General features: G+C 57.9%; 19 protein-coding genes and 1 pseudogene. 1 reads left to right on the top strand and 19 read right to left on the bottom strand.

The window, feature by feature from the left end; translation table 11 throughout:
• Positions 1–79: 79 nt before the first annotated feature.
• From G463_RS0110080 to xylF, 8 genes are all read right to left on the bottom strand, one after another.
• The gene (locus G463_RS0110080; RefSeq protein ID WP_026975064.1) at positions 80–1,009 is read right to left on the bottom strand and encodes an ABC transporter permease; all 930 of its coding nucleotides are present in this window, start codon (positions 1,007–1,009) and stop codon (positions 80–82) included.
• The gene (locus tag G463_RS0110075; RefSeq protein WP_026975063.1) at positions 1,009–2,499 is read right to left on the bottom strand and encodes a sugar ABC transporter ATP-binding protein; all 1,491 of its coding nucleotides are present in this window, start codon (positions 2,497–2,499) and stop codon (positions 1,009–1,011) included. The genes G463_RS0110080 and G463_RS0110075 overlap by 1 nt, the downstream gene beginning before the upstream one ends.
• A gap of 18 nt (positions 2,500–2,517) precedes the next feature.
• Positions 2,518–2,910 carry a D-ribose pyranase gene (gene rbsD / locus G463_RS0110070; protein ID WP_026975062.1) on the bottom strand — a complete coding sequence of 131 codons (393 nt, stop codon included), beginning with the start codon at positions 2,908–2,910 and terminating at the stop codon, positions 2,518–2,520.
• 75 nt (positions 2,911–2,985) lie between these two features.
• The gene (locus G463_RS0110065; RefSeq protein ID WP_026975061.1) at positions 2,986–3,978 is read right to left on the bottom strand and encodes a LacI family DNA-binding transcriptional regulator; all 993 of its coding nucleotides are present in this window, start codon (positions 3,976–3,978) and stop codon (positions 2,986–2,988) included.
• 210 nt (positions 3,979–4,188) lie between these two features.
• Entirely contained in the window at positions 4,189–5,157 is a 969-nt protein-coding gene (locus G463_RS0110060; RefSeq protein ID WP_035486735.1) for a Gfo/Idh/MocA family protein, read from the bottom strand.
• A 36-nt stretch (positions 5,158–5,193) separates the two neighbouring features.
• Positions 5,194–6,372 carry a sugar ABC transporter permease gene (locus G463_RS0110055; protein ID WP_035486732.1) on the bottom strand — a complete coding sequence of 393 codons (1,179 nt, stop codon included), beginning with the start codon at positions 6,370–6,372 and terminating at the stop codon, positions 5,194–5,196.
• 1 nt (position 6,373) lies between these two features.
• Positions 6,374–7,888 carry a xylose ABC transporter ATP-binding protein gene (locus G463_RS0110050; RefSeq protein WP_026975058.1) on the bottom strand — a complete coding sequence of 505 codons (1,515 nt, stop codon included), beginning with the start codon at positions 7,886–7,888 and terminating at the stop codon, positions 6,374–6,376.
• Positions 7,889–7,955: 67 nt separating this feature from the next.
• Positions 7,956–9,014 (bottom strand): D-xylose ABC transporter substrate-binding protein, encoded by a 1,059-nt coding sequence (xylF, locus tag G463_RS19850; protein ID WP_035486730.1) that lies wholly within the window; start codon positions 9,012–9,014, stop codon positions 7,956–7,958.
• A 668-nt stretch (positions 9,015–9,682) separates the two neighbouring features.
• Between xylF and G463_RS0110040 the strand changes: the two genes are divergently transcribed.
• Positions 9,683–9,973, top strand: a complete 291-nt coding sequence (locus tag G463_RS0110040) for a hypothetical protein (RefSeq protein ID WP_026975057.1) — start codon at positions 9,683–9,685, stop codon at positions 9,971–9,973.
• A 91-nt stretch (positions 9,974–10,064) separates the two neighbouring features.
• Here the strand turns inward: G463_RS0110040 and G463_RS0110035 are convergent, their stop codons facing one another.
• From G463_RS0110035 to G463_RS23165, 11 genes and pseudogenes are all read right to left on the bottom strand, one after another.
• Positions 10,065–10,733 (bottom strand): TIGR00266 family protein, encoded by a 669-nt coding sequence (locus G463_RS0110035; protein WP_026975056.1) that lies wholly within the window; start codon positions 10,731–10,733, stop codon positions 10,065–10,067.
• Positions 10,734–11,118: 385 nt separating this feature from the next.
• Positions 11,119–11,766 carry a hypothetical protein gene (locus G463_RS21770; protein ID WP_026975055.1) on the bottom strand — a complete coding sequence of 216 codons (648 nt, stop codon included), beginning with the start codon at positions 11,764–11,766 and terminating at the stop codon, positions 11,119–11,121.
• Complete coding sequence (locus G463_RS0110025; RefSeq protein WP_211227405.1) at positions 11,763–12,953, bottom strand: AAA family ATPase; 1,191 nt, start codon at positions 12,951–12,953, stop codon at positions 11,763–11,765. Before G463_RS0110025 ends, G463_RS21770 begins: the two co-directional genes overlap by 4 nt.
• 54 nt (positions 12,954–13,007) lie before the next feature.
• Complete coding sequence (locus G463_RS0110020; RefSeq protein WP_026975053.1) at positions 13,008–15,104, bottom strand: RNA degradosome polyphosphate kinase; 2,097 nt, start codon at positions 15,102–15,104, stop codon at positions 13,008–13,010.
• Positions 15,082–16,653 carry a Ppx/GppA phosphatase family protein gene (locus G463_RS0110015; RefSeq protein WP_026975052.1) on the bottom strand — a complete coding sequence of 524 codons (1,572 nt, stop codon included), beginning with the start codon at positions 16,651–16,653 and terminating at the stop codon, positions 15,082–15,084. Before G463_RS0110015 ends, G463_RS0110020 begins: the two co-directional genes overlap by 23 nt.
• A 141-nt stretch (positions 16,654–16,794) precedes the next feature.
• Entirely contained in the window at positions 16,795–18,273 is a 1,479-nt protein-coding gene (locus G463_RS0110010; protein WP_026975051.1) for an aldehyde dehydrogenase family protein, read from the bottom strand.
• 68 nt (positions 18,274–18,341) lie between these two features.
• Entirely contained in the window at positions 18,342–18,740 is a 399-nt protein-coding gene (locus G463_RS19840; protein ID WP_051322175.1) for an acyl-CoA thioesterase, read from the bottom strand.
• A 29-nt stretch (positions 18,741–18,769) separates the two neighbouring features.
• A complete protein-coding gene (locus G463_RS19835) occupies positions 18,770–20,584 on the bottom strand; it encodes an adenine deaminase C-terminal domain-containing protein (RefSeq protein WP_425387066.1) in 1,815 nt (604 codons plus the stop codon).
• A 55-nt stretch (positions 20,585–20,639) separates the two neighbouring features.
• A complete protein-coding gene (locus G463_RS0109995) occupies positions 20,640–22,232 on the bottom strand; it encodes a benzoate-CoA ligase family protein (protein ID WP_051322174.1) in 1,593 nt (530 codons plus the stop codon).
• A gap of 109 nt (positions 22,233–22,341) precedes the next feature.
• On the bottom strand, positions 22,342–23,118 hold the full coding sequence (locus G463_RS0109990; RefSeq protein ID WP_035486726.1) for an enoyl-CoA hydratase/isomerase family protein: 777 nt from the start codon (positions 23,116–23,118) through the stop codon (positions 22,342–22,344).
• 48 nt (positions 23,119–23,166) lie between these two features.
• Positions 23,167–23,502: pseudogene (locus tag G463_RS23165) on the bottom strand (IS4 family transposase); the annotation flags it as partial.

Raw genomic sequence — 23,502 nt, 5'->3', positions numbered from 1 at the left:
CTTCAATATTTAGCAGATTTTATGGAAGCAGACGCGGCGCGTGGAAAGCGCCCATCCGCGAATTGCCCGTGCGCTGTCGTCAGCGCGTCACTTTCTTGCGGTCCAACAGGATGGCCAGCAGAATGATGGCCCCGCGCACCGCGTCCTGCCAGAACGAGTTGACGTTGAGAATATTGAGTCCGTTGTCAATCACACCGAGAATGGCGGCGCCGATGAGGGTGCCCACCAACGTGCCCTCTCCGCCGAACAGACTCGTTCCACCCAACACGACAGCCGTGATGGCATCCAGCTCGTAACCGGTCCCCGCAGTGGGTTCCGCGGATCCCAGGCGGGACGTCAACACCAGCCCAGCCACGGCCGCCAGTACACCACTCACCATGTACACCAGCAACAGGTACTTCTTCACGCGCACCCCCGCCAGATACGCGACCTGTTCATTGCCGCCGACGGCATAAATCCGCCGTCCGGGGATGGATCGATGGAGGATGATCCAGGCGGCCACGAGAATCAGCACCGTCAGAATCACCGGGACCGGGATGCCTGCCAATTGCGCGGTGCCGAGCCACGAGAATCCGGTCGGGATATTGAAAATCGGCGTCCCTTGCGTGTAGATCTCGGTCATCCCGCGGAACAGCGTCATCGTGCCCAACGTGACGATGAACGGTGCAAGTCGGGCATACGCGATGAAGATTCCGTTGAGCAGCCCGGCAAGCAGCCCCACCACCAGCGCGATGACGACGGCCAGCCAGATGGGCGTGTGTCCCACCATCAGCCCCGCGGCAATCGCGCTGCTGAGAGCCAAGGTCGAACCCACGGACAGGTCGATGCCGGACGTGAGAATGACGAACGTCATCCCCACCGCAAGCAGCGTGTTCACCGACATCTGCAGAGCCACATTGCGCAGATTGCCGAAGGTCAGAAACTGCGGAGAAACGATGGACAAAATGATGAACAACAATAGGAATCCAATCAGCGGCCCCAGGTGATAGCGCCGAAGAACATTTGCCATTACAGTTCGCCTCCCGTGGCCAGCGTCATAAAGTCCTCTTCGTTCAGGGATTCGCCTTTTACTTCACCCTGGGTGGTCCCCTGGTACATCACGTACACCCTGTCACACATCCCGAGAAGTTCCGGCAAATCGGAGGAAATCATGAGAATCCCCTTCCCCTCGGCTTTCATCTCATTGATCAATTGATAAATTTCCTGCTTGGCGCCAACATCCACGCCGCGTGTGGGTTCATCGAGGATCAGCAGGTCCGGATTGTGTGCCAGCCACTTGCCGAGCACAACTTTCTGCTGGTTGCCGCCGCTGAGGCTGCCAACGGCCTGCTCTGCATTCGCAACTTTGATCCGGAGCCGGTGCACCATGTCATTGGCAAATGCCCGCTCGCGCGCGCGATGAACCAACCCACCGCGTTTCCTTTGGTCGAGCGTGGGCAGGGCCAGGTTTTCTCGAACGCTGAAACTGAGAATTAACCCTTCCCTTTTTCGGTCCTCCGTAACGAAGGCAACCCCTGCCGCACTGGCTTCACCAGGTGACCTGAACATGCGCGGCTGCCCCCGAAACCGCATTTCGCCACCGCGAATCCTGTCGACTCCGGCAATGGCGCGTGCCACCTCGGTGCGTCCAGAGCCCATCAATCCGCCGAGGCCAACCACTTCCCCCGCTCGTACGTTCAAGTGAATATTTCGCACGCGATGTGTTGTAAGCCCTTTCAACTCAAGCAACATTTCACCAGGAACCGGGTCCCTACGAGGATATCGTTCATCCACGTCGCGCCCCACCATCATTCGGATCAATTCGCGCTCATCCGCTCCCGCCATAGACCGGGTACCGATAAATTTGCCGTCCCGCAAAATCTCCACTTTGTCGGCGATTTGATAGAGTTCCTCCATGCGGTGCGAGATATAGATAATGCCGACGCCGTCCGCACGGAGCTGGCGAATCAAATCAAACAGGCGAGCGGTCTCCACCTCGGTCAGAGCCGCGGTCGGTTCATCCATGATGAGGAACCGAACTTTGGATTGGATGGCTCGCGCAATCTCCACCAATTGCTGCTCGCCGACCCCCAGTGCGCTGACGGGCGTGGAGGTTGGGCGTTGCAGGCCCACTCGCAACAGCGCCTTCGCCACATCGCGGTGCAATTTGCGGTAATCAATCAGCCCCGGCCCTGTCCGATACGCGGCTTCGTGTCCAATGAGAAAGTTTTCGGCGATAGAAAGATTCTGGAACAGACTCAGTTCTTGGTGCATGATCTCAATGCCGAGCGCGCGACTGTCCTGAATCTGGTGAATGGACACCGGTTGCCCATCCAGCCGAATTTCCCCCGCGTCGGCGCTGTAGACGCCGGTCAGAATCTTCATCAACGTGGACTTTCCGGCCCCATTCTCCCCCAGCAGCGCGAGCACTTCGCCGGACTCCAGCCTGAGGTCCACCGATTCCAGGACCTTGACTGAACCGAACGACTTGGTGATGCCCTTCATTTCCAAAACACTCATGCAATTGCACCCCCTCACCTAGAACGGCACACCCGCCCGCAAAATCACATTTGCGTACGGAGTCCACTCCCCCGTTCGAATCACAGCTCTGGCCCGCCTGGAGCGGTTCTTGAACTGTTCGTGCGTCACAAATTCTGGTGCGGACTTCAGCAGTTCTTCCATCTTCGCCACATAATCAGGCTTGGCGGATTTCAATTCCTCCGCCAACACCCACGACTCCACGACCAGTTCGGACAGCGTGGTTTCCACCACGTCCAAAAACGCGGGGACACCCGGCTTGACCGCCAAATCAATTTGTGCCACACCTTCGGGAACCGGCAGGCCGTAGTCGGAAATGACAATTTCCTCGCCATGGCCCAACCTGGCCACCAGTTCGGACAGGCCGCCGTGAAGGATACCTGTGAATTTCATGATGCAACTCCCCTCTCCGGACCCCGATGTGTGTAAAGGTGGTTGTGTGGAAACGTTTCCACATCGGTTACAAAATCACGCATTCTCCGTCTGTGTGGATTGCCTGATGAGCAAGGTTGGTTCCAGTTCCTTGGTCAACACTGCATCCATTCGCTGCTCCAGCAGAGCCAACAGCAATTTGGAAGCTTCGCGTCCCATGTCATAGCCCCGTTGCTCCACCGTGGTGATGGACGGGTACACGTATTCCGACATGGAGATGTTGTCATATCCCACCAATCGGACGTCGCGCGGAATGCGGATTCCCAGCCGGTTGGCCGCCTGAATCACCGCAACGGCCATCATATCGTTCGCGGCGAAGATGCCTTCGGGCGGATCGTCCGCGGTAAACAGCTTCATGGCCGCATCATATCCACCATCGAAGCGAAAATTGCCCTGCGCAATGGTGCCGTACACCCCCACCTGCTCCTCAATCGCCCGACGGAAGCCCATTCTCCGCGCCGTGGCTGAGGGTGAATCCTCCGGTCCCGCGATATGAGCAATCTTCCGACAACCGACGTCCATCAGGTGTTGGGTGGCGAGATACGCCCCCACCTCATTGTCAGACCATACAGCGCTCTTGAGGAGATTGGGTTTGCGATCCGCCAGCACGATGGGCAGTCCGTTCAACAATGCCGCCAATTCCTGTTCCGGCGTGCGACTTCCCACCAGCACGATGCCTTCCACCCATTTGCCTTGCATCAGACGAACGTACATCTGCTCACGCTGCAGGTTCCAATCGGTATTGCAGAGGATGACCGTGTACCCGTTCGCGATGGCTTCGTCCTCGACCCCGCGAGCGATATCGGAAAAAAACGGATTCGCCACATCCGGAATGATGAGTCCGATGGAACCAGTTTTGCGGCTGACCAATCCTCTCGCTACCGCATTGGGTTGGTAATTCAACTCCCGCATGGCTGCCAGCACACGGTCGTACACGTCCTTCGCCACATAGCCGCTGTGGTTGATGGCACGCGAAACCGTGGAGACGGAAACATTGGCAAGTCGTGCAACGTCTTTGATTGTGGCCATTGGCTTCACCCTTGCAGTGGCACTTCGCTTCCACCCCCGACAGATGCAGCATCGTGTGAAAACGTTACCACATCTGTTTGAAGTTATTGTAGCACAGGTAGAAGCGATGTCAACCATGAAAGTGTATTCAATGACAACACGCGCTGCACAACACAGGCCGACGAACACAATGTGAAAACCGCCTCCCCGAATGGGGTGGCGGTTCCCCGGTTACTGGTGGCAGTGCAGCGCCGCAAAAATGTCATCCATTATCTGAAGCGTCCGGATGGACGTCTCGGGCGAGTTGACCGTGGGAAGTCCGTTCCGTACGCAGCTCACAAAGTGTTCCACCTCGGCCACGTATATATCAAACGGATGGAACGTCTCCACCGTGCGACCAGATGCGTTGGTCAACTCCAGCGTGGGCGTCCCGTGATCCGGCCGGAATGGCAGGGAAAGGGTCAGCGCTCCGTCGGTTCCAGCCAGCTGTACGAACTGACGTCGATGGGCCTCGAACGAGCAATCGAAATGCCCAAGGACACCAGATGGAAACTTTAGAACCGCGGAGAGCGTGGTGTCCACACCGTTGGTGAAGCGTGCCACCGCATGCACCTCGCTCGGCCATTCATCTCCCATCAGCATCTGTATGGCATGAACACAATAACACCCCACATCGTACAGGGCTCCGCCGCCCATGGTCGGAGACATCCGAATGTCCGCGGGGTTCTTCAGGACAAAGCTGAACGATCCGCTGATGACCCGCAGTTCGCCGATGGCTCCGTCGTCCATCAGCGCCTTCACCCTTGTCCACTGGGGATGGAAGCGATACATGAAAGCTTCCATGAAGGTCACGCCCTGGCTTTGGCACACCTCGAGCACTTCGCGCATCTGGTCGGCGTTGAGCGCCGCCGGTTTCTCGCACAAGATGTGCTTTCCCGCTTTGGCAGCTGCAATGGTCCACTCGGCGTGCAGGTGGTTGGGCAGCGGAATGTACACAGCGTCAATCTCCGGATCGGCCAACAACGCCTCATAGCTGTCATACGAGCGGGGGATTCCGTTGCGCTCCGCGAACGCTGCGGCGCGTTTCCCGTCCCGGCTGGCCACCGCGACCAATTCCGCCGTGGATGCGCCGTGAATCGCCGGAATCACCTGCTGTTCGGCAATGCGCGCGGTACCAAGAACACCGAATCGAATGGACAAGAACCACCACTCCTCGAAGTTCAATTCAAATTTGCGTCAAGCGGCCTGCCGACGTTTCGATTGGATATCAATCCACACGGCGACAATCAGAATCAGGCCCTTGACCACGTACTGCCAAAACGGGGCGGCATTCATCAGACTCATGCCGTCGTCAATGCTGCCCATCACCATGGCCCCGATGACCGCACCGGTCACCGACCCGACGCCGCCCATCAAACTCGTGCCGCCAATGACGCAGGCCGCGATGGCGTTCAATTCGAAGTTGGTGCCGGCGTCCACGGTACCGGCGTCAAGTCGAGCGGTCAGAACGATGCCGCAGATGGCCGCCATCAGTCCGGACAGCGCAAACACCGAGAGAATCCTGCCGCGAATCGGTATCCCGGACATCCGAGCCGCTTCCAGGTTGCCGCCGATGGCGTAGATGGACCTGCCGAATCGCGTCTTCGCGGCGATGAACGAAAACAGCAACGCCAGCAACAGGACGATGAAAATGGGGATGGGAATCCCTTGATACGCGTTCATCACGTAGACGAACACGCCAATGACGACCGCGATGACGATGAACAATACCACATCTGACGCAATGGGGCGCACCGCAAACCCAAAGTTTCGCCGCGTCTGTCGGCGCCGAATCAAGAAATAGGCGTATCCCAGAATGGCGAGCACGGCCAGAACAATACCGACCATCGGCGGCACGTAGGACTCTCCGATGGCGACATATCCGTCCCGCAGCGGGGAGATGCTCTGCCCGTTGGTCAAGCCGATGACGATGCCGCGGAAGACCAACATCCCGCCCAGTGTGACAATGAAGGCCGGAACATTTTGATACGCCACCCACCATCCTTGAAACAGGCCCAACAACACCCCGAGAACCAATGCGATGACGATGGACTCCACGGCGTTCATCTTGAGCCACACCTGACAGATGGTCGCCACGCCACCCGTCAGACCCGCGAGAGAGCCCACGGAGAGATCAATCTGTGCCGCCACAATCACCAGCACGGCGCCGACGGCGAGAATGGCCGTTTCCGCGCTCTGCTCAAACAGATTCGAGAGATTGCGCGGTGTGAGAAAGATGCCATTGGTGGTTGCCGTGAACAGAATCCAAATCGCGAACAGCGCAATGATCATGGAGTAAGTGCGCAGGTTTACCCGCAGCATCTGCTTCAGCGGGACTTTTGTCACTGCATTCAATTCCGGTTGGTTCATTGACATTCTACTGCCCCCTCGTCGCCAAATGCATAATCTTTTCCTGAGAGGCTTCTTCCCGCTTCAATTCGCCCTGAATTCGGCCGCCGCCCATGACCAAGATCCGATCACTCATCCCGAGAACTTCCGGCAGTTCAGAAGAGATCATCAGGATGGCCATCCCCTGCTGTGTCAGTTGATTCATCAATTGATAGATTTCATATTTGGCACCGACGTCGATGCCGCGTGTCGGTTCGTCCAGAATGAGGATTTTCGGATGGGTCAACAGCCACTTGGCAATCACAACCTTCTGCTGGTTACCGCCACTCAGTGCACTGACTGCGACTTCGAGAGATGGGACTTTGATGCGCAGATCGCGCACCAGCTTCTCGGACCACTGAATTTCCTCCGCATCGTGAATGGCAATGGTTCCCGGCAGGCGGCGGAGACTGGCCAACGTGATGTTTTTGCGAATGTCCATCCCGAGCACCAGCCCCTGCTTCTTCCGGTCTTCCGTAACGAGACCAATCCCTTTTTGGATGGCGTCCGCAGCGTCCTTGATATGCACCTTTTCCCCGGCAATCTCCAAATCTCCAGCCACCCGCCCCGGATAAGCGCCGAAGATGCTGGTGACCAACTCCGAACGGCCGGATCCGACCAGGCCGGCGATGCCCACCACCTCGCCCGCACGCACCTCGAACGAAACGTCTCGAACAATCTGGCGCCGGGTTTCGGCACTGGTGACGGACCAGTTGGATACGCGCATCACCACATCACCCGGTGGCGTGGTCACCTTCGGAAACAGTTCGTCCAGATTGCGTCCCACCATCAATGAAATGATGGCCGACTCGTCCAGTTCGGAGACCGGTTTGGTCGCAATCGACCGCCCATCGCGGAGCACTGTTACCGTATCGGCAATCGATAACACTTCGTCCAGTTTGTGCGAAATATAAATGCACGTCACGCCGCGCGACCGCAGCTCGCGCAGAATTTGCAGCAAACGCTCCACTTCCCGTTCGCTCAGAGCGGCGGTGGGTTCGTCCAAGATGAGAATCTCGGCGCGCTTTTTCAGGGCTTTTGCAATTTCCACCAATTGCTGTTCGCCAACGCCGAGGTACTTCACTTTCGTGCTCAGAGGCCGTTGTAAACCGACGGCCTCCGTCCATTTCCGCGCCTGTTGATAGACTTCATCTTCGGAGATCATCCCAAGTCGTCCCGGCTCTTTGCCGAGAAACACGTTTTCGGCGATGGTGAATTCGGGGACGAGGGCCAGCTCCTGGTATATGATGGCTACCCCGCTCGCCTCCGAGTCGGCAATCCCGCGAAACTGCACCGGTTTGCCATTCACACGAATGTCTCCCGTGAATGTGCCATGCGGGTACACTCCACTCAACACCTTCATCAACGTGGACTTTCCGGCGCCGTTCTCCCCGCACAGCGCGTGAATCTCCCCTTTTTTCACCCGCAGGGAGACCGCATCCAACGCCTTGACGCCGGAAAACTCCTTGGTAATATCGGTCATCTCCAGTGCCCATTCCGTCATCGTCAGACCGTCCTTTCCAATGGCCGCCCGCAGGCATGCGGACGGCCTCCCTCCCTATGCAGGCTGATCACTGGCTCGAGGTGGACTTGACTTCAGCCTCTGTGTGGAATCCGTCCTTCACAACGGTGGACATCATGTTGTCCTTGGTGACCGCAATCGGCGTCAACAAAATGGACGGGACGTTGATGGTCTTGTTGTTGGTCGTTGCCGTGGTCTGTGGCATCTGCCCGTTGCCCAGCTCAATCGCCGCTTTGGCAGCTGCCTCGGCCTCCTGCTTGATGGGTTTGTACACCGTCATGGTCTGCAGGCCCTGTTCAATCAACTGACAGTTGGCCAAGTCCGCATCCTGCCCGGTGACCGGTACTTTCCCCGCCAGATGCTGCTGTTTCAACGCCTGGATGACGCCGAGCGCAGTCGAATCGTTCGCGTCGAGAACCGCATCCACCTGGTTGTGGGTCTTGGTCAGCGCGTCTTCCATTTCATTCAACGCGTTCTCCGTACTCCAGTTGGGTGTGAACTGCTTGAACACAACCTGAATGTCCCCCTTGTCGATGAGGGGCTGCAGCACGTTCATCTGCCCCTGATAGAACATGTAGGCGTTGTTGTCCGTCGGAGAGCCTTCAATCAGAACGTATTTCCCCTTCGGGGCCACTTTCGTCAGGTACTGCGCCTGCAATTCACCCACTTTGACATTGTCAAAGGAAACGTAGAGATCCGGTTTGGCATTGACAATCATGCGATCGTATGCAATGACCTTCACGCCGGAGCGATTGGCGTCGTTGACCACCTGCGTCAATGCGGTGCCGTCCTGCGGCACAATCACCAAAACCTTGACCCCCTGCGAAATCAGGTTTTCACACTGCGACACCTGGGTGGACGAATCGCCGTTGGCATCCTGTACCAAGACCTGGTCCTTGCTGTTGGCCTTCACGTAGTCCGTGAAATACTGTTCGTCGTGATGCCAGCGCTCCAACTGCAAGTCGCCAAAGGAAAGACCAATCTTCACCCCGTTTCCGCCAGAACCTCCACTGCCAGCACTGTTGCCCGAGCCTCCGGACGTGCCGCACCCCGCTGCTGCGAGTGCTAACATGGCGGCCATTCCCGCCGTCATCCACTTCTTCCTCATCGCATTTCCCCCTATGTGTGTTGATTTCGTATCGACAACCGCACGGTCGCTCCACACCGGGCAGTCCATCGATCCCCACCCGTCGCACGCTGACGCGCCACAACGTGATGCAGCAAGGAATTCACTGTATAAACCACGTTGACGACTTGCCGCTCGCGTCCCGCGCCTTGTAAGAAAGGGCTTTCAATCCATCTGGGCCACTGTTCAGTGGCTGCGCAAAGAACAGCCATGAACCGAAATGGCCCACTTGTCATCACATCTGTGGTCAGTGCGTCCGAATTAGTTAGTTTTATGACTCAACTAATATAGTCAGTATAATCTGGCATGCAAGGGTTTTCAATATGGAATTTTGACAATTTGTCTGGGAAGTGTGCAAAGCGCGGAGACTTCAGCATGTTCACCAGCAACGCAGGGATGGTCACCTTCCTGGATCGGAATCAACATCTATGCGTTCTCCTTGAATTTCCATACGTCTGCACTGTTGACCATTGTGGCGCCCGCCGCGTTGACGCGGTTGGCGGACTCTCATCACACCCAGGTGCTCGGCCGCGTGGCCGCCGCCAGTTCATTGATTGCCATGATTCTGCCGCTCGTTGTCACCGGACGACAGACTCTCGAGCCTATGGCATCCCCGGATCTTCGCCGCAGCACAGGCGCCGAGTTCGGTCGTGGAATTGCGCCCGCCGTATCGCGCGCACGTCATCCACACTACGCTGGACGTGATTTGCAGGCAACTGCAGGACCTCATTCACATGGTTCACGGCGGTTTGGACCGCCAGGCGAATCCGGCGGAGGCGCTGCGGCGGATGGTGCACGACGGTGCGGTGGTTCTGCAGAATGGACGCTACCTGCCGATGTCCAAAAGAAAGCACCCCGACTTTCCCAACGTCCCGGATGTGGTCTCCTTTCTCTCGCAGTCGTTCCGCGAGGCCCTGAACGCGGTCGGTGTGCACCTGTAGACTTGTGTGGACTCATCCTCGCCAAACGAGGATACGGAAAACGGACACTTGCAGTGAGAGCGCTGGCCCCCTCCGGTCAGCTGCGGCGATGTCAACGAGAACCCGGTACGGAGAGGGCGTCCCGCAGATTGTGAATGCTCACTCCGTGCAGCCACACTTGTCCCGGCCCCGTCAGACGGATGAGATATAATCCGTCCCCGCCAAAGAGCAGGTTTCTGACACCTTTGAGCAGTTCCACCTCATACTCGATGGACCCCCGGAAGGCCGCAATGTGCCCCGGATGCACCAGGATGGATTCGCCGCCCCGCAACGTCCGGTGCACCACCTCTCCATCCACCGAGATGAATGCCATGCCGTCGCCACGAATGGTATTGAACATCAGGCCATTTCCTCCGAGAAAACGCCCCAGCTTCAGCGTGAAGCCGGCGTTGTACGACACGCTCCGCTCCGCGCACAGGAAGGCATGCCGCTGAACCACCACTTCGTACGCTTGACGCATATCAAACGGCACGATGTGCCCCGGCATGCGCGTGGCGAACATCACCTCCGCCCCGTCTTCCTCGGCTTCAAACACGTTGAGGAACAGGCTGTTGCCGGTCAACCCGCGCGCCAGCATCTGGCCAAAACCACCACCTGTGGTGGTCATCCGTATCGCGTCAGACATCATCAATAGATTCCCCGTCTCCGAGTACAGCTGTTCCCCTCGACGCAGTTGCAGCACCAGGGTCTGCATGGTCGTTCCCTCAATCTGATACTCCACAATATTCCCCTCCCCGAAATCGCGCCATCCCTGGGACCGGGTGAGGCGGTGGTTGACGTCTGCTTTACCCCCGCCCCGGCTGGCGCGCCCATTATAGCACGGATCGGAAAATTTCGTCAGATAGGGAGCGGAATGCCCCTGGTGCTGTTCACCTGCCTAGTGGAGTATATCTCCGAAAGGGGTGGTACAGAACCGAAGGAAGTCCAGGCGTGCACGCGCGTTGTCCACACTACAAAGCCGCCGGATAAACACATCCATTGGTTCAATTCCTGTCGCAACACGGGGGACGTCCCAGAGCGACAACCGTGTTGATGTATTCCGCTGCGGTCAGCGCTTGAACTCGGCGTAACGAAAGAACCCCGTGCCCTGTAGGACACGGGGGACATTAAAGGGACGGAGGACTGGTTGGAGACGAGAGGAAGACTCTTTGTTTCCACCTTTGCAATCCCCTGATACACCGCAGCAAACTGTCCGATCTCTCCGCAGCTCGCTGCACGTCCCACTCTTCCCTCACAAATCGCTGCAGACGACCTGCATAGGCTGGTCCCTCGCGAAGCGTCCCGTTCCTTTCAACCACAAGATCTTCTCGGATATCACGCCTCCGTGACCGACGTGCCAACTGAAGTAGCTTCAATTTGGGATCTTCCTCCGCATCCGGAGACGTCGGAACAACGCTGGGAGATAGTCCGAGAAAATTAGCCAAATGGGTGGGATCTGCCATAATCCACGATTCCACTTCGCGAACAGCAACCCTGAGACACATCCCGGCGTTGGGGGATGGCAAATACCGGGCAATCAGAGATGGCGCACATTCATCGTTGTCGAGATCCATGAAGATCACCCACGGCTGTCGGGATGCCGCGTAATTATAGTTCTGCAGTTTGCTCATGATTTTTGCCCGCCCACCGCGAACCGAAATGATGTACCGATCACCAGGAATTCCGATTTCGCGAAGAAGCCGATCCGCGATGGCCTCATCGACAAGCCCCTCCACCACCACCTGAATGGGCAGTATCCAATCGTCGAGACTCATCGAAAATCCTCTCCGAACAATGTCAACTGCTCCACATTTTTCGGGCGAGTCCTTGGCATGACCACATCCGCAACGGTGCCTCCCCCCATCAGGAGGTTGGTCAGCGCCCTGTCATTTTTTCCGAGAATGACATCCGTACCTTCTTCTGTCGGCTGCAACATGAGCACCTCGTCTTCTCGGATACCCGAGTCCTCCAAAAGGTCACGACTGTGCGTGCTTACAAAAATCTGTCGGGATCGCTTTCGCATGACGATGGCCAACATTTGGGGAATGTATTTTACAACTTCCGGATGCAACGACAGTTCCGGCTCCTCGAGCAGAAGCGGGCCATTGCCGTCCATCACGGCCCAGAGCAATCCCAACAGGCGCAGGGTTCCATCGGACAGTTGATCTTCCGTCTGCCAGCCAGCCCCCTTGCGCCAATGTGCATATCGCCCAAACAGATGCGGCGTTCCTTTCACATCGCGATCCACCTTCAACTCTTCCAGTTGCGGGACGGCCACCTTCAGTGCGCTTTCAATGCGCCGCAATCGGGATTGCTTGGTCTTGGTTTGCGTTTTCATAATTTGTTCCAAAAAATCGCCACCGAACGGATCGTACGTCTTTCCCACGGAGCGATCCGGTTCGCGTACGAGTTGCGGCACAATGTGCAGATAGTGCACCGAGTCAAAGAAATTCACGATGTCGCGAAACTCCTTGTTCGCCGTCACCTGTTCCAACTGGGTCTGCGTCATCCGTTCCGGATCGTCCTTGTCCAACTCGTCCGGTCGCGCCAAAATTTGTTTTCCGTCCTGCCAGACGGACTCCTCGCGTATGACGGGCACGCGGTTGTTGTCCTGATTGAAGGCCAAGCGATAGATCCAGCGACTCTTGCGGAGATCCATACTGACTTCAATCACAATGTCTGAGTACCGCCTCGCCGCAAGACTGCGAAGTTTCGACACGCCGCCTCTCTGTCTGACTGCGTTTTGGAAACCGCCTCCCGTCCGGGCAATGTCGTGCAGAAATCGAAACACATCCAACAAGTTCGACTTGCCGGAAGCATTCGGCCCGACACAAAACATACGCGGCGCCAACGCATCGATATCGACTCTTGTAAAGTTCTTCCAATTTCGTACGTGCAGCGCAGTAAACACGAAACCACCGCCATCCCAAGGTGCACCGGTGACACCCCGAAATTCTTCCACGCACTTCGTCTCATATGTTATCTAGTTTACCCAATTTCGGAAAGTCCAGCATCCTCAAATCTCTCGAATCAATTGGCGGTGCGATTTCACCACCTGGCGGTACAGCACTTCCTGGCTGTTGACCGCCGGTTCTCCCGACCATGGCGTCACCCGCACGTATGTGCCGTCCGGTTGCAGCACTCTCCGTTTGACATTGTCCGCCAACTGCGTGTCGAGGATGTCCTTGACGCGCTGCTGCAGTGGCGGGTGGAGCACCGGGAACAACGTTTCGACCCGCGTTTCGAGGTTTCGAGTCATCCAATCGGCGCTGGACAGGAACACTTTTTCCTGATTGCCGCTGCGGAAATAGTAGGCGCGACCGTGTTCCAAAAAGCGACCGACGATGCTGTGCACGCGAATGTTTTCCGACACGCCGGGAATGCCCGGACGCAGGCAGCAAATGCCGCGAACAATGAGGTCAATCTCCACGCCGGCGCCGGAGGCCCGGTACAGCCCGTCAATCATGTCCTTGTCGGTGAGCGCGTTCATCTTCGCGATGATTCTGCCCGGTTCCCCCGCCGTGGTTTTGGCGATCACCGATTCAATCTCCGACAGAAACGCGGACTCGAGATTCCACGGAGCCACGCGTAAATGGTGCAGTTCTGGCAGAGAGGAATAGCCGGAGAGCTGATTAAAAATGGAAGCGACATCCTCGGCTATCCATTCGTCGGCGGTGAACACGCCGAAATCGGTGTACACGCGGGCGGTATTTTCATTGTAATTGCCGGTGCCGAGATGCACGTAGCGCCGCAGACGCTGGTCTTCCCGGCGGACCACGAGAATCATCTTCGCATGGGTTTTCAGCCCCACCAGGCCGTAGATCACGTGGCAGCCAGCCTTCTCCAACTTCTTCGCCCAATTGATGTTGTTCTCCTCGTCAAACCGCGCCCGCAATTCCACGAGAACGGTGACCTGCTTTCCCCGCTCCGCCGCTTCCGCGAGGGCGGCGACAATCGGCGAATCGCCGCCAACGCGATACAGGGTCTGTTTGATAGCCAGGACATCCGGATCGCGTGCGGCCTGGCACACGAACTGCACGACCGGATCGAACGATTCATACGGATGATGCAGCAGCACATCGCGTTGACGGAGGATGCGGAACACATCCTCTTCGCCGCGCAGGCAGCTCGGAGTGATGGGCGGGAAATCGGGGAAGCGGTGTTCCGCGTCGCCAACCTGGTCCACAAACCGGAAGAGAAAAGTGAAATCGAGTGGTCCGTCCAATTCAAGCACCTCGGCGGGACTCACTTCCTCCCACTCCTCCAACACCCCTCGCAAATAGGAATGCATGCCCTTCTGCACCTCAATGCGAACCGCATCCCCCGACCGCCGTTTCTGAAGTTCCTTTTCTATCTCTTCCAATAAATCTTCCGCTTCCTGTTCGTTCAACGACAGATCCGCGTCGCGCGTGATCCGAAAGGAGCTGGCGGAGACAATCTCCTTGCCTCGAAACAGATCCGACAGGTGCATCCGAATGATTTCCTCGAGAAAAATGAAGCTGCGCGTACCGTCTGCCGCGGGGAGCTCAAACAGGCGGTTGAGAACGCTCGGCACCTGAACGAAGGCAAACAGGTACGGCTCCTCCTCGGGCGACTCGGACGAAATCAGCACGGCGAGATTGAGGCTGCGGTTGGCCAGCATGGGAAACGGTCGGCTGGCGTCGACCGCCATCGGTGTCAGAACAGGATAGATCATACGGGTGAACAAATCTGATACGTAATCTCGCTGGGTCTCATTCAGTTCCTGCGCGGAGACGAAGGAAATCCCCGCATCCCGAAGCAGCGGAACCAGCACATCGTTCCAGGTGTCCACCTGTTTGGACTGGAATGATCTGCTCCGGTGAAGGGCGGCGTCCCACTGCTCTGCTGCGGACATCTGCGTCTTGTTGTCCCGCACGGAGCTGCCCGCCTTCATCTGCGCCTTCAATCCCGCCACGCGGACCATGAAAAACTCATCCAGATTGGAACCCGTGATGGCGAGAAACTTCAGTCGTTCAAACAATGGGTTGCTCTCGTCCAAGGCTTCCTCCAATACACGTTCGTTGAACGACAGCCAGCTGAGTTCCCGATTGATATAATTCTCCGCAAGGTCATACATCTTTGGCACGTTCATGCGGATTCACCTCCAACCGGATCTCCTTCTGAAACACCTTGCGCCATTTTTTTAACCATTTGGAAGACGCGTCGAGTTCAACCCCCAGCGGGCGCTCCACATCCAGGCAGAGTTTCCATGCCCCTTGTGCAGGGATGAGGTGAAGGTCGCGCACGTTCCCCATGCCCGTTCTGTCCAGACTCCGGACCAATCCCAGCAGCACCCCGGCCTTGCTGATGGCGAGCAGGTCCTCTTCCTCTAAAAACTCCTGATAGTTCGCCAGAAGCGCCTGTGTCCGCTTGCTGGTTTTGTACGCCGCGATGGCCGCCGCCAGAACGCGGTCGCGATGGCTGATGCCGAACAACGACACTTGAAGGATTAAATAAAAAGTGTGCTTGCTCGTATTGTAGATGCTGATGGCGCGCCCAAGATCCTGAAGTAGAGCGGCCACCCGGAGCCAGCGCCAGACCTCGGCGTCGTCGGTCCACCAGCCCTGTTCCACCAATGCGGCGTACAACCGTTGGGTCAGATGCCAGACGTGACCAGAGCGGCGCTGGCTGCTTTGAAAGCGACGGAGGTTGTTCTCGAGACTGTAACCCAGCATGTCCGACAGCACCGATTCTCCGCGGTGCTGCAAAATCTGTTCCATGAGAATGCCGTCGCGCAGCCCCTTGTTGCTGATGACCAGGCGTGACGCTTCCACTCGCTGCAGCACCTGGTCGAGCATGACTGCTCCAGCTACGATGATGTCTGCCCGGTCATCCGAAAGCCCGTTGATTTCACTTCGCTTTTCCGGCGGCGTGGAACGCAGCATGTCGAGAATCGCCGTAACCTCCGTGGGCCACATCTCATAACCGTGGATAATTCCGAGCGGATAGTGCCGGCGGCGCTGATGGATGCGGGCGATGGTGCGCGCGGTGCCGCCCACGCCGACCACCGGGCAGCGCAGTCCCTTCAACCATTCGCAGGCGTCCAACTGCTTCCGAATGGCCCGCTCCAACTTGTTGACGTCTTTCTGGGACGGCGGATCTGTGCGGAGAAACCGGCGCGTCAACGACACAGCGCCGAACGGAATGGATATCTGCTGGACCATTACCCGGTTTCGGAAATAGGTGATCTCCGTGCTGCCGCCGCCCACGTCCACCATCACCGCCTCGTCCAACGGAACCGTGTTAACCACCGCCAGGTATCCGTAATAAGCTTCCTCCGCCCCGGACAGAACCCGAAAGGCAATGCCGGTTTCCTTCCGAATCCGGTCGAGCAGCTCCGCTTGATTCACGGCCATGCGGACTGCCTGGGTGGCCACGCCAATCACTTCGGTGACGCCGTACGCATCGCACAGCCGCTTGAACTCATGAATCACCTGCACCGTCAGCGCAATGCCTCGGTCCGTGATCTTGTTTTTCGGGGTGAGGTGACTGCTCAGCCGCACCGTCTGCTTCAGATCCTCCACCTCATGCTGTGTCCCGTGCGGCCCCTGTTGATACACCACCAGCCGGACCGAGTTCGATCCCAGGTCAATCACCGCCTTCATCCCAACCGCCATGCCAAATCCTCCAACCTGTCCCACCGTTGCTCCTCCACATTGTGTACTGTGCAAAATGTGTTCATTCGGCTGTTTCAAAGTTCCCGCTGCTTTACGGAAAATTTAAAAACAGAGCTTCCCCTCACGACGGGGAAGCTCTGTATCAGGCGATTCTCTCTCAAACGGTCAGCTGAGATTGATCCAGACGTCCTTCACTTCGGTGTAGTTATTCAACGCGTAGCTGCCCATCTCGCGTCCGATGCCCGATTGCTTATAACCGCCAAACGGAGCTGCAGCATCGAATGCATTGTAGCAGTTCACCCAGACGGTGCCAGCCTTCAGTTTGCTCGCCACATAGTGCGCACTGCGGAGATTTTCCGTCCACAGTCCGGCGGCGAGTCCATAGTCGCTGTCATTGGCCCGCCGAATCACGTCGTCCAGGTCCTCGAACGGCATGGCCGCAACCACCGGCCCGAAGATCTCCTCGCGGGCAATTGTCATCTCATCCTTCACGTCGGCAAAAATGGTGGGGGCGACAAAGTAGCCCTTGTCAAACACTGACGCTCCGCCAACCACCACCTGCGCCCCTTCTTGGCGGCCCGCTTCGATATACCGCAGCACACGCGCCTGCTGCTCGTCGGAGACCAGCGGCCCCATCTCCGTGCTCTCGTCCAAGCCGGGGCCTTGTTTCACCTTCTTCGCCAAATCGGCAAGGTCCGCCACGACGTTGTCGTACACTTTCTTCTGGATGAACAGCCGTGATCCGGCGCAGCACACCTGCCCCTGGTTGAACATGATGCCCATGAAGGCACCTGGAATGGCTCGCTTCATGTCGGCGTCCGGCAGAATGATGTTCGGCGATTTACCACCGAGCTCCAGCGTTACGCGCTTCATGGTGTCTGCAGCCTGCTTCATGATGATTTTGCCCACTGCCGTGGAGCCGGTGAACGCAATTTTGTCCACCTTCGGATGCTCCACCAGCGCCGCGCCGGTCGTTTCGCCAAAGCCTGGCACCACGTTGAACACGCCTTCTGGGAATCCGACTTCCTGCACCAGGGCGGCCAGATACAGCGCCGACAGCGGCGTTTGTTCCGCGGGCTTCAGCACCACTGTGCAGCCCATCGCCAGTGCTGCGCCAATTTTCCATACGGCCATCAACAGCGGAAAGTTCCAGGGAATGATCTGACCAACCACGCCCACGGGTTCATGGCGCGTGTAATTGAAGAAGTTGCCGCTCACTGGAATGGTTTGCCCCGTGATTTTGGTGGCCCATCCCGCATAGTAGCGGATATGTTCAATGGCGAGCGGGATGTCGCCGTGCATGGATTCGCGAATGGGCTTCCCGTTGTCCAGCGTTTCCAACTGAGCCAGCTCTTCCTTGTGGGCCTCCATGGCGTCCGCCAACAGATACATCAACCGACTCCGACGTGCCGGGCTCATGCGCGCCCACTTGCCCTCGTCGAACGCCTTGCGCGCAGCCTGAACCGCCCGGTCCACGTCTTCCGGCCCAGCTTCGGACACCACGGCGAGGACCTCGCCCGTGGCCGGATTGTAGGTCTCAAACGTCTTACCAGATACGGAATCCACAAATTCCCCGTTGATGAACAGACGCTTCGTACCTTTCAGAAATTCAACAACGCGCGGTTTCAGCTCCATCTTCCCCATCCTCTCCTTGAAACGTTTTGTCGCATCCCGCGTGCCCCGGAGGGAACGGTGTCCGGATTGCGCACAACTCAGTCGCCGAGCAGGTGCGCCCGCCACGCGTCCGGAACGCGCCGTGGACGACCGGTCTGGCTGTCCACGTGCACCACCTTCATCTGCCCGCTGATGCACAGTTCGCCATCGCGGTATATTTGATGCCCCCAGGTGATGGACGAGCGTCCGATGGCTCGACAGACCGTGCGAATCTCGATGACGTCATCGTAGTACAGCGGCCGGTGGTAATCGCACACCAGATGCACCCGTGGAAACTCCGTGCCGCCGCGCCTGACGTCGCCAATCTTGACCCCGATAGTGCGCATGGCTTCACGCTCACCCATCTCAAAGTAGCGGAGGGCAAACATGAAGTGGATGATGCCAGCCGCATCCGTTTCAAAAAACGCCACTCGCTCCTTTGTGGTAAACGCTTTCATAAACGTTCAGCCCCTCCGTCCATACACCTTTACCGGCGGCTTTGCGCGGTCTGTGTACACTTTAATGGATTCTTCACTGAGGGCAGCAATACCTTCTTGGTCTTCACATCCAGCAATCCGTGCGGCGTCAATCGCAGTCCGGGAAGGTTGTCGCAGGTCAAGAACAAGAGCGAATAGAGAATATCATGAAACGGATATCCCCGTGCCGCCACTGCGTCGGCGAGCACACGGTAGTAGGCCGCCGCCTGGTCGAATAATCCACTGTCGGTCATCATCCCCGCCAGTGGCAGCGGGATTTCCAGCACCACTTGACCGTTCTCCACCAACACGATGCCGCCGCCAAGTTCGGAGACACGCGCCGCGGCCTGCGCCATCGCCTGTGGATTGCGCCCCATAGCCAGGATGTGGGTGGTGGTGTTGTACGTGCTGGCCAACCCCTCCACACCGTCCAGAAAGTTCGCCAGCAGCCCATGCGCCAGCCAGGCGCCTGAACGCTCTAACAGCGCCCCGAAAATCAGGCCGGAATGTTGACTGAGGTCCACCGCTCCGTCCATCACCGGCAAGGTCACATCCCTCCGCTCGGTGATGACGGCAGACTTGAAGTGAATCACCGGTACGGTGACCTCGGCGGCCGATGCAGGCGCAGGATGACGATACAGAGCTGGATTCCGCCACTGCGCCGCCGGAACCGTGATCGGCTTGGTTTCGGGGAAGGCGTGCCAGTCGATGCCCGGCGGTGGTGCGGTCCACCGACCGTGCTCTGCCACCAAACGCCCGCCTGCCACCACCGCCCTTGGCCGAAAATGTCGTAGATCCGGCAGCAGTACCATGTCCGCCCGACGACCGGGCGCAATGCCGCCAATGTGTTCGTCAAGCCCCAGGTAGACGGCCGGATTGAGCGTGACCATCTGAATGGCCTGCACCGGTGGCACACCCAGTTCCACCGCCCGGCGCAACAGTCCATCCACAAAACCGTTTTCTTCAATAAATCCCGGATGCGGGCCGTCCGTGGTCATCATCAGCCGGTGCGTGTGCACTTGGTGCTCCGTCACTGCGCGTACAATTTCCGGTAAGTCTGGACGCAGTGAACTGTTGCGGAGAGTGGTCCAGAGACCCAGGCGCAGCCGGTCCAACACCTCCTCCGCCCGAATCGCCTCGTGGCACGCGCTGATGCCCGCCGCCACAATGGCGTTCAAGCGCTCGTAGGAGCACCCGGACGTGTGGCCATCCGAAATCTTGCCGAGCGCCTTGGCGTGGTCAATGACCTCCAGCAACGCCGCGTCCGCGTCGTACAGCATCGGCCAGCGCGTGACCTCAGCGGTACCGACCACGTCCGGATAGTCGAGCAACGGTTTTAGCCGCGCCGGAGCAAACTCTTCGTGTTCACCCGGATATTCCGCCTGAGAGACGAGCCGAATCAGCCACAAGTGCAGGCCCGGCAGGGCGCGCACCGCATCCATCAGCCGGGCAAACCCCTCCGCGCCGAAGTGCAGGTAGAAAAACAGGTTGTCGTGAACTATCGTAGTGGTTCCGAGGGGCACCACTTTCTCAGTCAGACTCCGTGGGTTGTAGAGCACCCAAGGATGCGCGTGCGACTCTATGAAGCCCGGCGTCACCAGCATGTCCGTGGCGTCCACCACCACAGTCTGTTCATCCAACTTTCGTGGACGCTGGCCCACGTAGGCAATGCGGTCCTTGTACACCGCCACGTCCGCCGGCAAGATCTCCCCGGAATACACGTTGACCACGCGCCCGCCGCGCACCCACAACGTGGGCGCGCGCTCACCGCGAGCCACTTCCACCAAGTCCCGCCGCACTGCCGCCTGCCGTATCTTTCCTGTCACTCGCCCACCTCCTTCGCAGCGAACAGTTCGTCTCGCTGCTGTGCTGGGATCCGGTTCACGCGTGCACGCCCTCTCTCAGCTTGTACCGTTGAATCTTGCCCGTCGCCGTCTTCGGAAGGTCCTCCACGAAGACGAATCGCTTCGGACATTTGTAGTGCGCGAGCCGCTCCCGGACAAATCGCACCAACACGGCCTCCAGCTCTGCCGCGTCGGCCTGTTCCTTCGGCACCACAAACGCCCACGGCTTCTCCAGGCCGTTCCTGTCCTTGACGCCAATCACAGCCACCTCGAGCACAGCCTCATGCTCCATCAGGGTATTCTCAATTTCAATCGGCGAGACCCAGATACCCCCGGACTTTAACATGTCGTCCACACGTCCACAATACCAAAAGAAATCGTTTTCATCACGATAGTAGCTATCCCCTGTCCGCAACCAAGCCCCATGAAATTTGGTACAGGTTTGGACATGCAGGTTCCAGTACCCGGCGGCGAGCGAATCGCCGGAGAGCATCAGTTCTCCCAGTTCTCCGGGTGGCACCGGTCGACCTTCCTCGTCCACAATCCGCGCTTCGTAACCAGGCACCAGCTGGCCGGTGCTCCCCGGCTGAACCTCCCCCGCCCGATTGCTGATGTAGATGTGGAGCGCCTCTGTGGAGCCGATGCCATCGAGAATCTCCACGCCGAATACCTCTCGAAAGCGGTGGAAGATGGCCGGCGGCAGCGGTTCTCCGGCAGAGACCCCCTGGCGGACCGAGGAAAAATCGAATGACCGCTTGGTCTTCTCGACGTAATCCAGCATCGCCGCATACAGTGTGGGCACGCCGAAAAAGAGAGTGGGCCGATACTTCTGCACCGTCTCCATCACAGCCTGCGGCGTCGGCGGTTGGCGCAGCAGAACTGTCGTGCCACCAACCCCGAGTGGAAAATACATACCGTTGCCCATACCGTAGGCGAAAAACAACTTGGAGGCGGAAAAGGTGACGTCGTCGGCCCCCATCCGAAGGATGTTCTCTGCGTAATTGTGCAGGGCCACTTCCATATCGTGCTGCAGATGGATGACGCCCTTGGGCTTGCCCGTGCTGCCGGAGGTGTACAGCCAGAAGGCCGCGTCGTCGTAGACCGTGTCCGCCGGCGCAAGCTCGGGAGGTTGTTCCGCCGCCCATGCCGAGAAATCCAAGCTTTCCGGCGGGGCCGTCTCACCCGTGCGGCAGACCACAACCACGTGCTTCAAGAAAGGCAAAGCGGCACCCATGTCGCGTAGGCGCTGCCAGAGGCCGGCTTCGATGATGGCAACCTTGGCTCGACTGTCATTGAGGATGTAAACGTGGTCCTGCGGGCTTAACAGGGTATTGACGGGTATGGGAATACCCCCGATTTTCACTGTTCCGAAAAACGACGCAATGAACTCCACCGAGTCGTGTAGCAACAGGGCCACGCGATTCTCCATGTATACTTGGAGCGCCTTCAGCCCGTTGCCCACGCGATTCATCAATTGGTACAAATCCCCATACGTAACATCCCCGTCATCACTTCGAATCGCAACTTTGTCCGCCAACCCAAGTTCCAGGTTTCTGTCTATGAAGTACACGGCAGCGTTGTAACGGTCATGCGTGGACAGGGAAAACACCGTTTTCTGTGGGAGTGCCATTTCCCAACAACTCCAATCCTTTTGGTCATCCCTTGCAAACATGACGCGAGAATCGCACCGAAGGAAGCGCCCGATCCCAAGGTCGGTCGCTTCCTCACCGTCTCCACGCTCACACACCCTGGAATGCGGGGGTGCGCTTTTCCAGGAATGCGCCCAGCCCTTCCTTGGCGTCCTGGGAACGAAACAGCAGATTCTGCAGTTCGCCTTCATAGCGAATCGCCGCGTTCAGCGGCATCTCCTTGCCGTTCATGATAGCAAGCTTGATGTTACTGACTGCATAGGTGGCGCTGTTCAGCAGCTGCTGCGCGTATTCAAACGTTTTCTCTCGAATTTCGTCTGCAGCGAAGACCCGGTCCACCAGGCCGTACTGCAGCGCCTCCTCCGGCGACAACGTGCGACCCGTGATGCACAAATCGAGCGCCTTCGAGTACCCAATCAGGCGCAGCATCCGCTGTGTGCCCCCCGTCCCCGGCAATACGCCCAGCGTCACTTCCGGCAGGCCAATCTGGTAGTCGGCATTGGCAGCAAACCGCAGGTCGCAAGCCATGGCCATCTCCAGTCCTCCCCCGACGGTGTGCCCCTCGAGCATAGCGATGAAAATCTGCGGAGAGCGCGCGATTTTATCCAATGTCTCATTGCAGAACAGGCAGAACTGCGTCTTGTACTTCGGGTCGGCCGAGCGGAGGAAGTTCACGTTGGCACCGACGGAGAAAAACTTCGGGACATCGCTCATCAAGATGGCCACGTGAATGCTGGAATCCACGCGAATCTCGTCAATGGCCGCATTCAATTCCTTGTAAGCTTCGAAGTCGTACGCATTGCCTTTACCGATATGCAGATGCACCTCAGCGACGCCGTTTTCCTTTTTCACCGTGACAAATTCCATCTGTAGGTCCTCCCGTTCTATATTTTGGATAACTCAAGTTTCGCACCCTTAGACAGCCAGCTTTTCCTTGATAGCGCTGGGTAAATGGGTGATAAACTGTTCAACAATCATGTCGATCACGGTGCCGTTATGAACATCTGCTGCCTCCATGATGGACCGTAGCAGTTCGATCAACAGACGCATGGCGTCGGCGAACCGGATGTCTTCGAGCTCGTCACAGCAGTCGAAGAAGAGAGCTCCTATCGTTCTTGGATCCTTCTCGTCCCGAGCAGCCGCCGACAACATGATGTATCGTGCGAAGACGATGGTGGTGTGGGCAAACATTTGGTCGTATGTCCGTCCCTGCAACTCTTTCGCCAGTCGAAGATGGGATTTACTGACTTT

Origin of the sequence: Alicyclobacillus contaminans DSM 17975, from assembly GCF_000429525.1 — a bacterium.
Classification (GTDB): Bacteria; Bacillota; Bacilli; order Alicyclobacillales; family Alicyclobacillaceae; genus Alicyclobacillus_A; species Alicyclobacillus_A contaminans.
The sequence above is the reverse complement of the archived record's forward strand: the minus strand, read 5'-3'. Positions and strand labels throughout refer to the sequence as shown.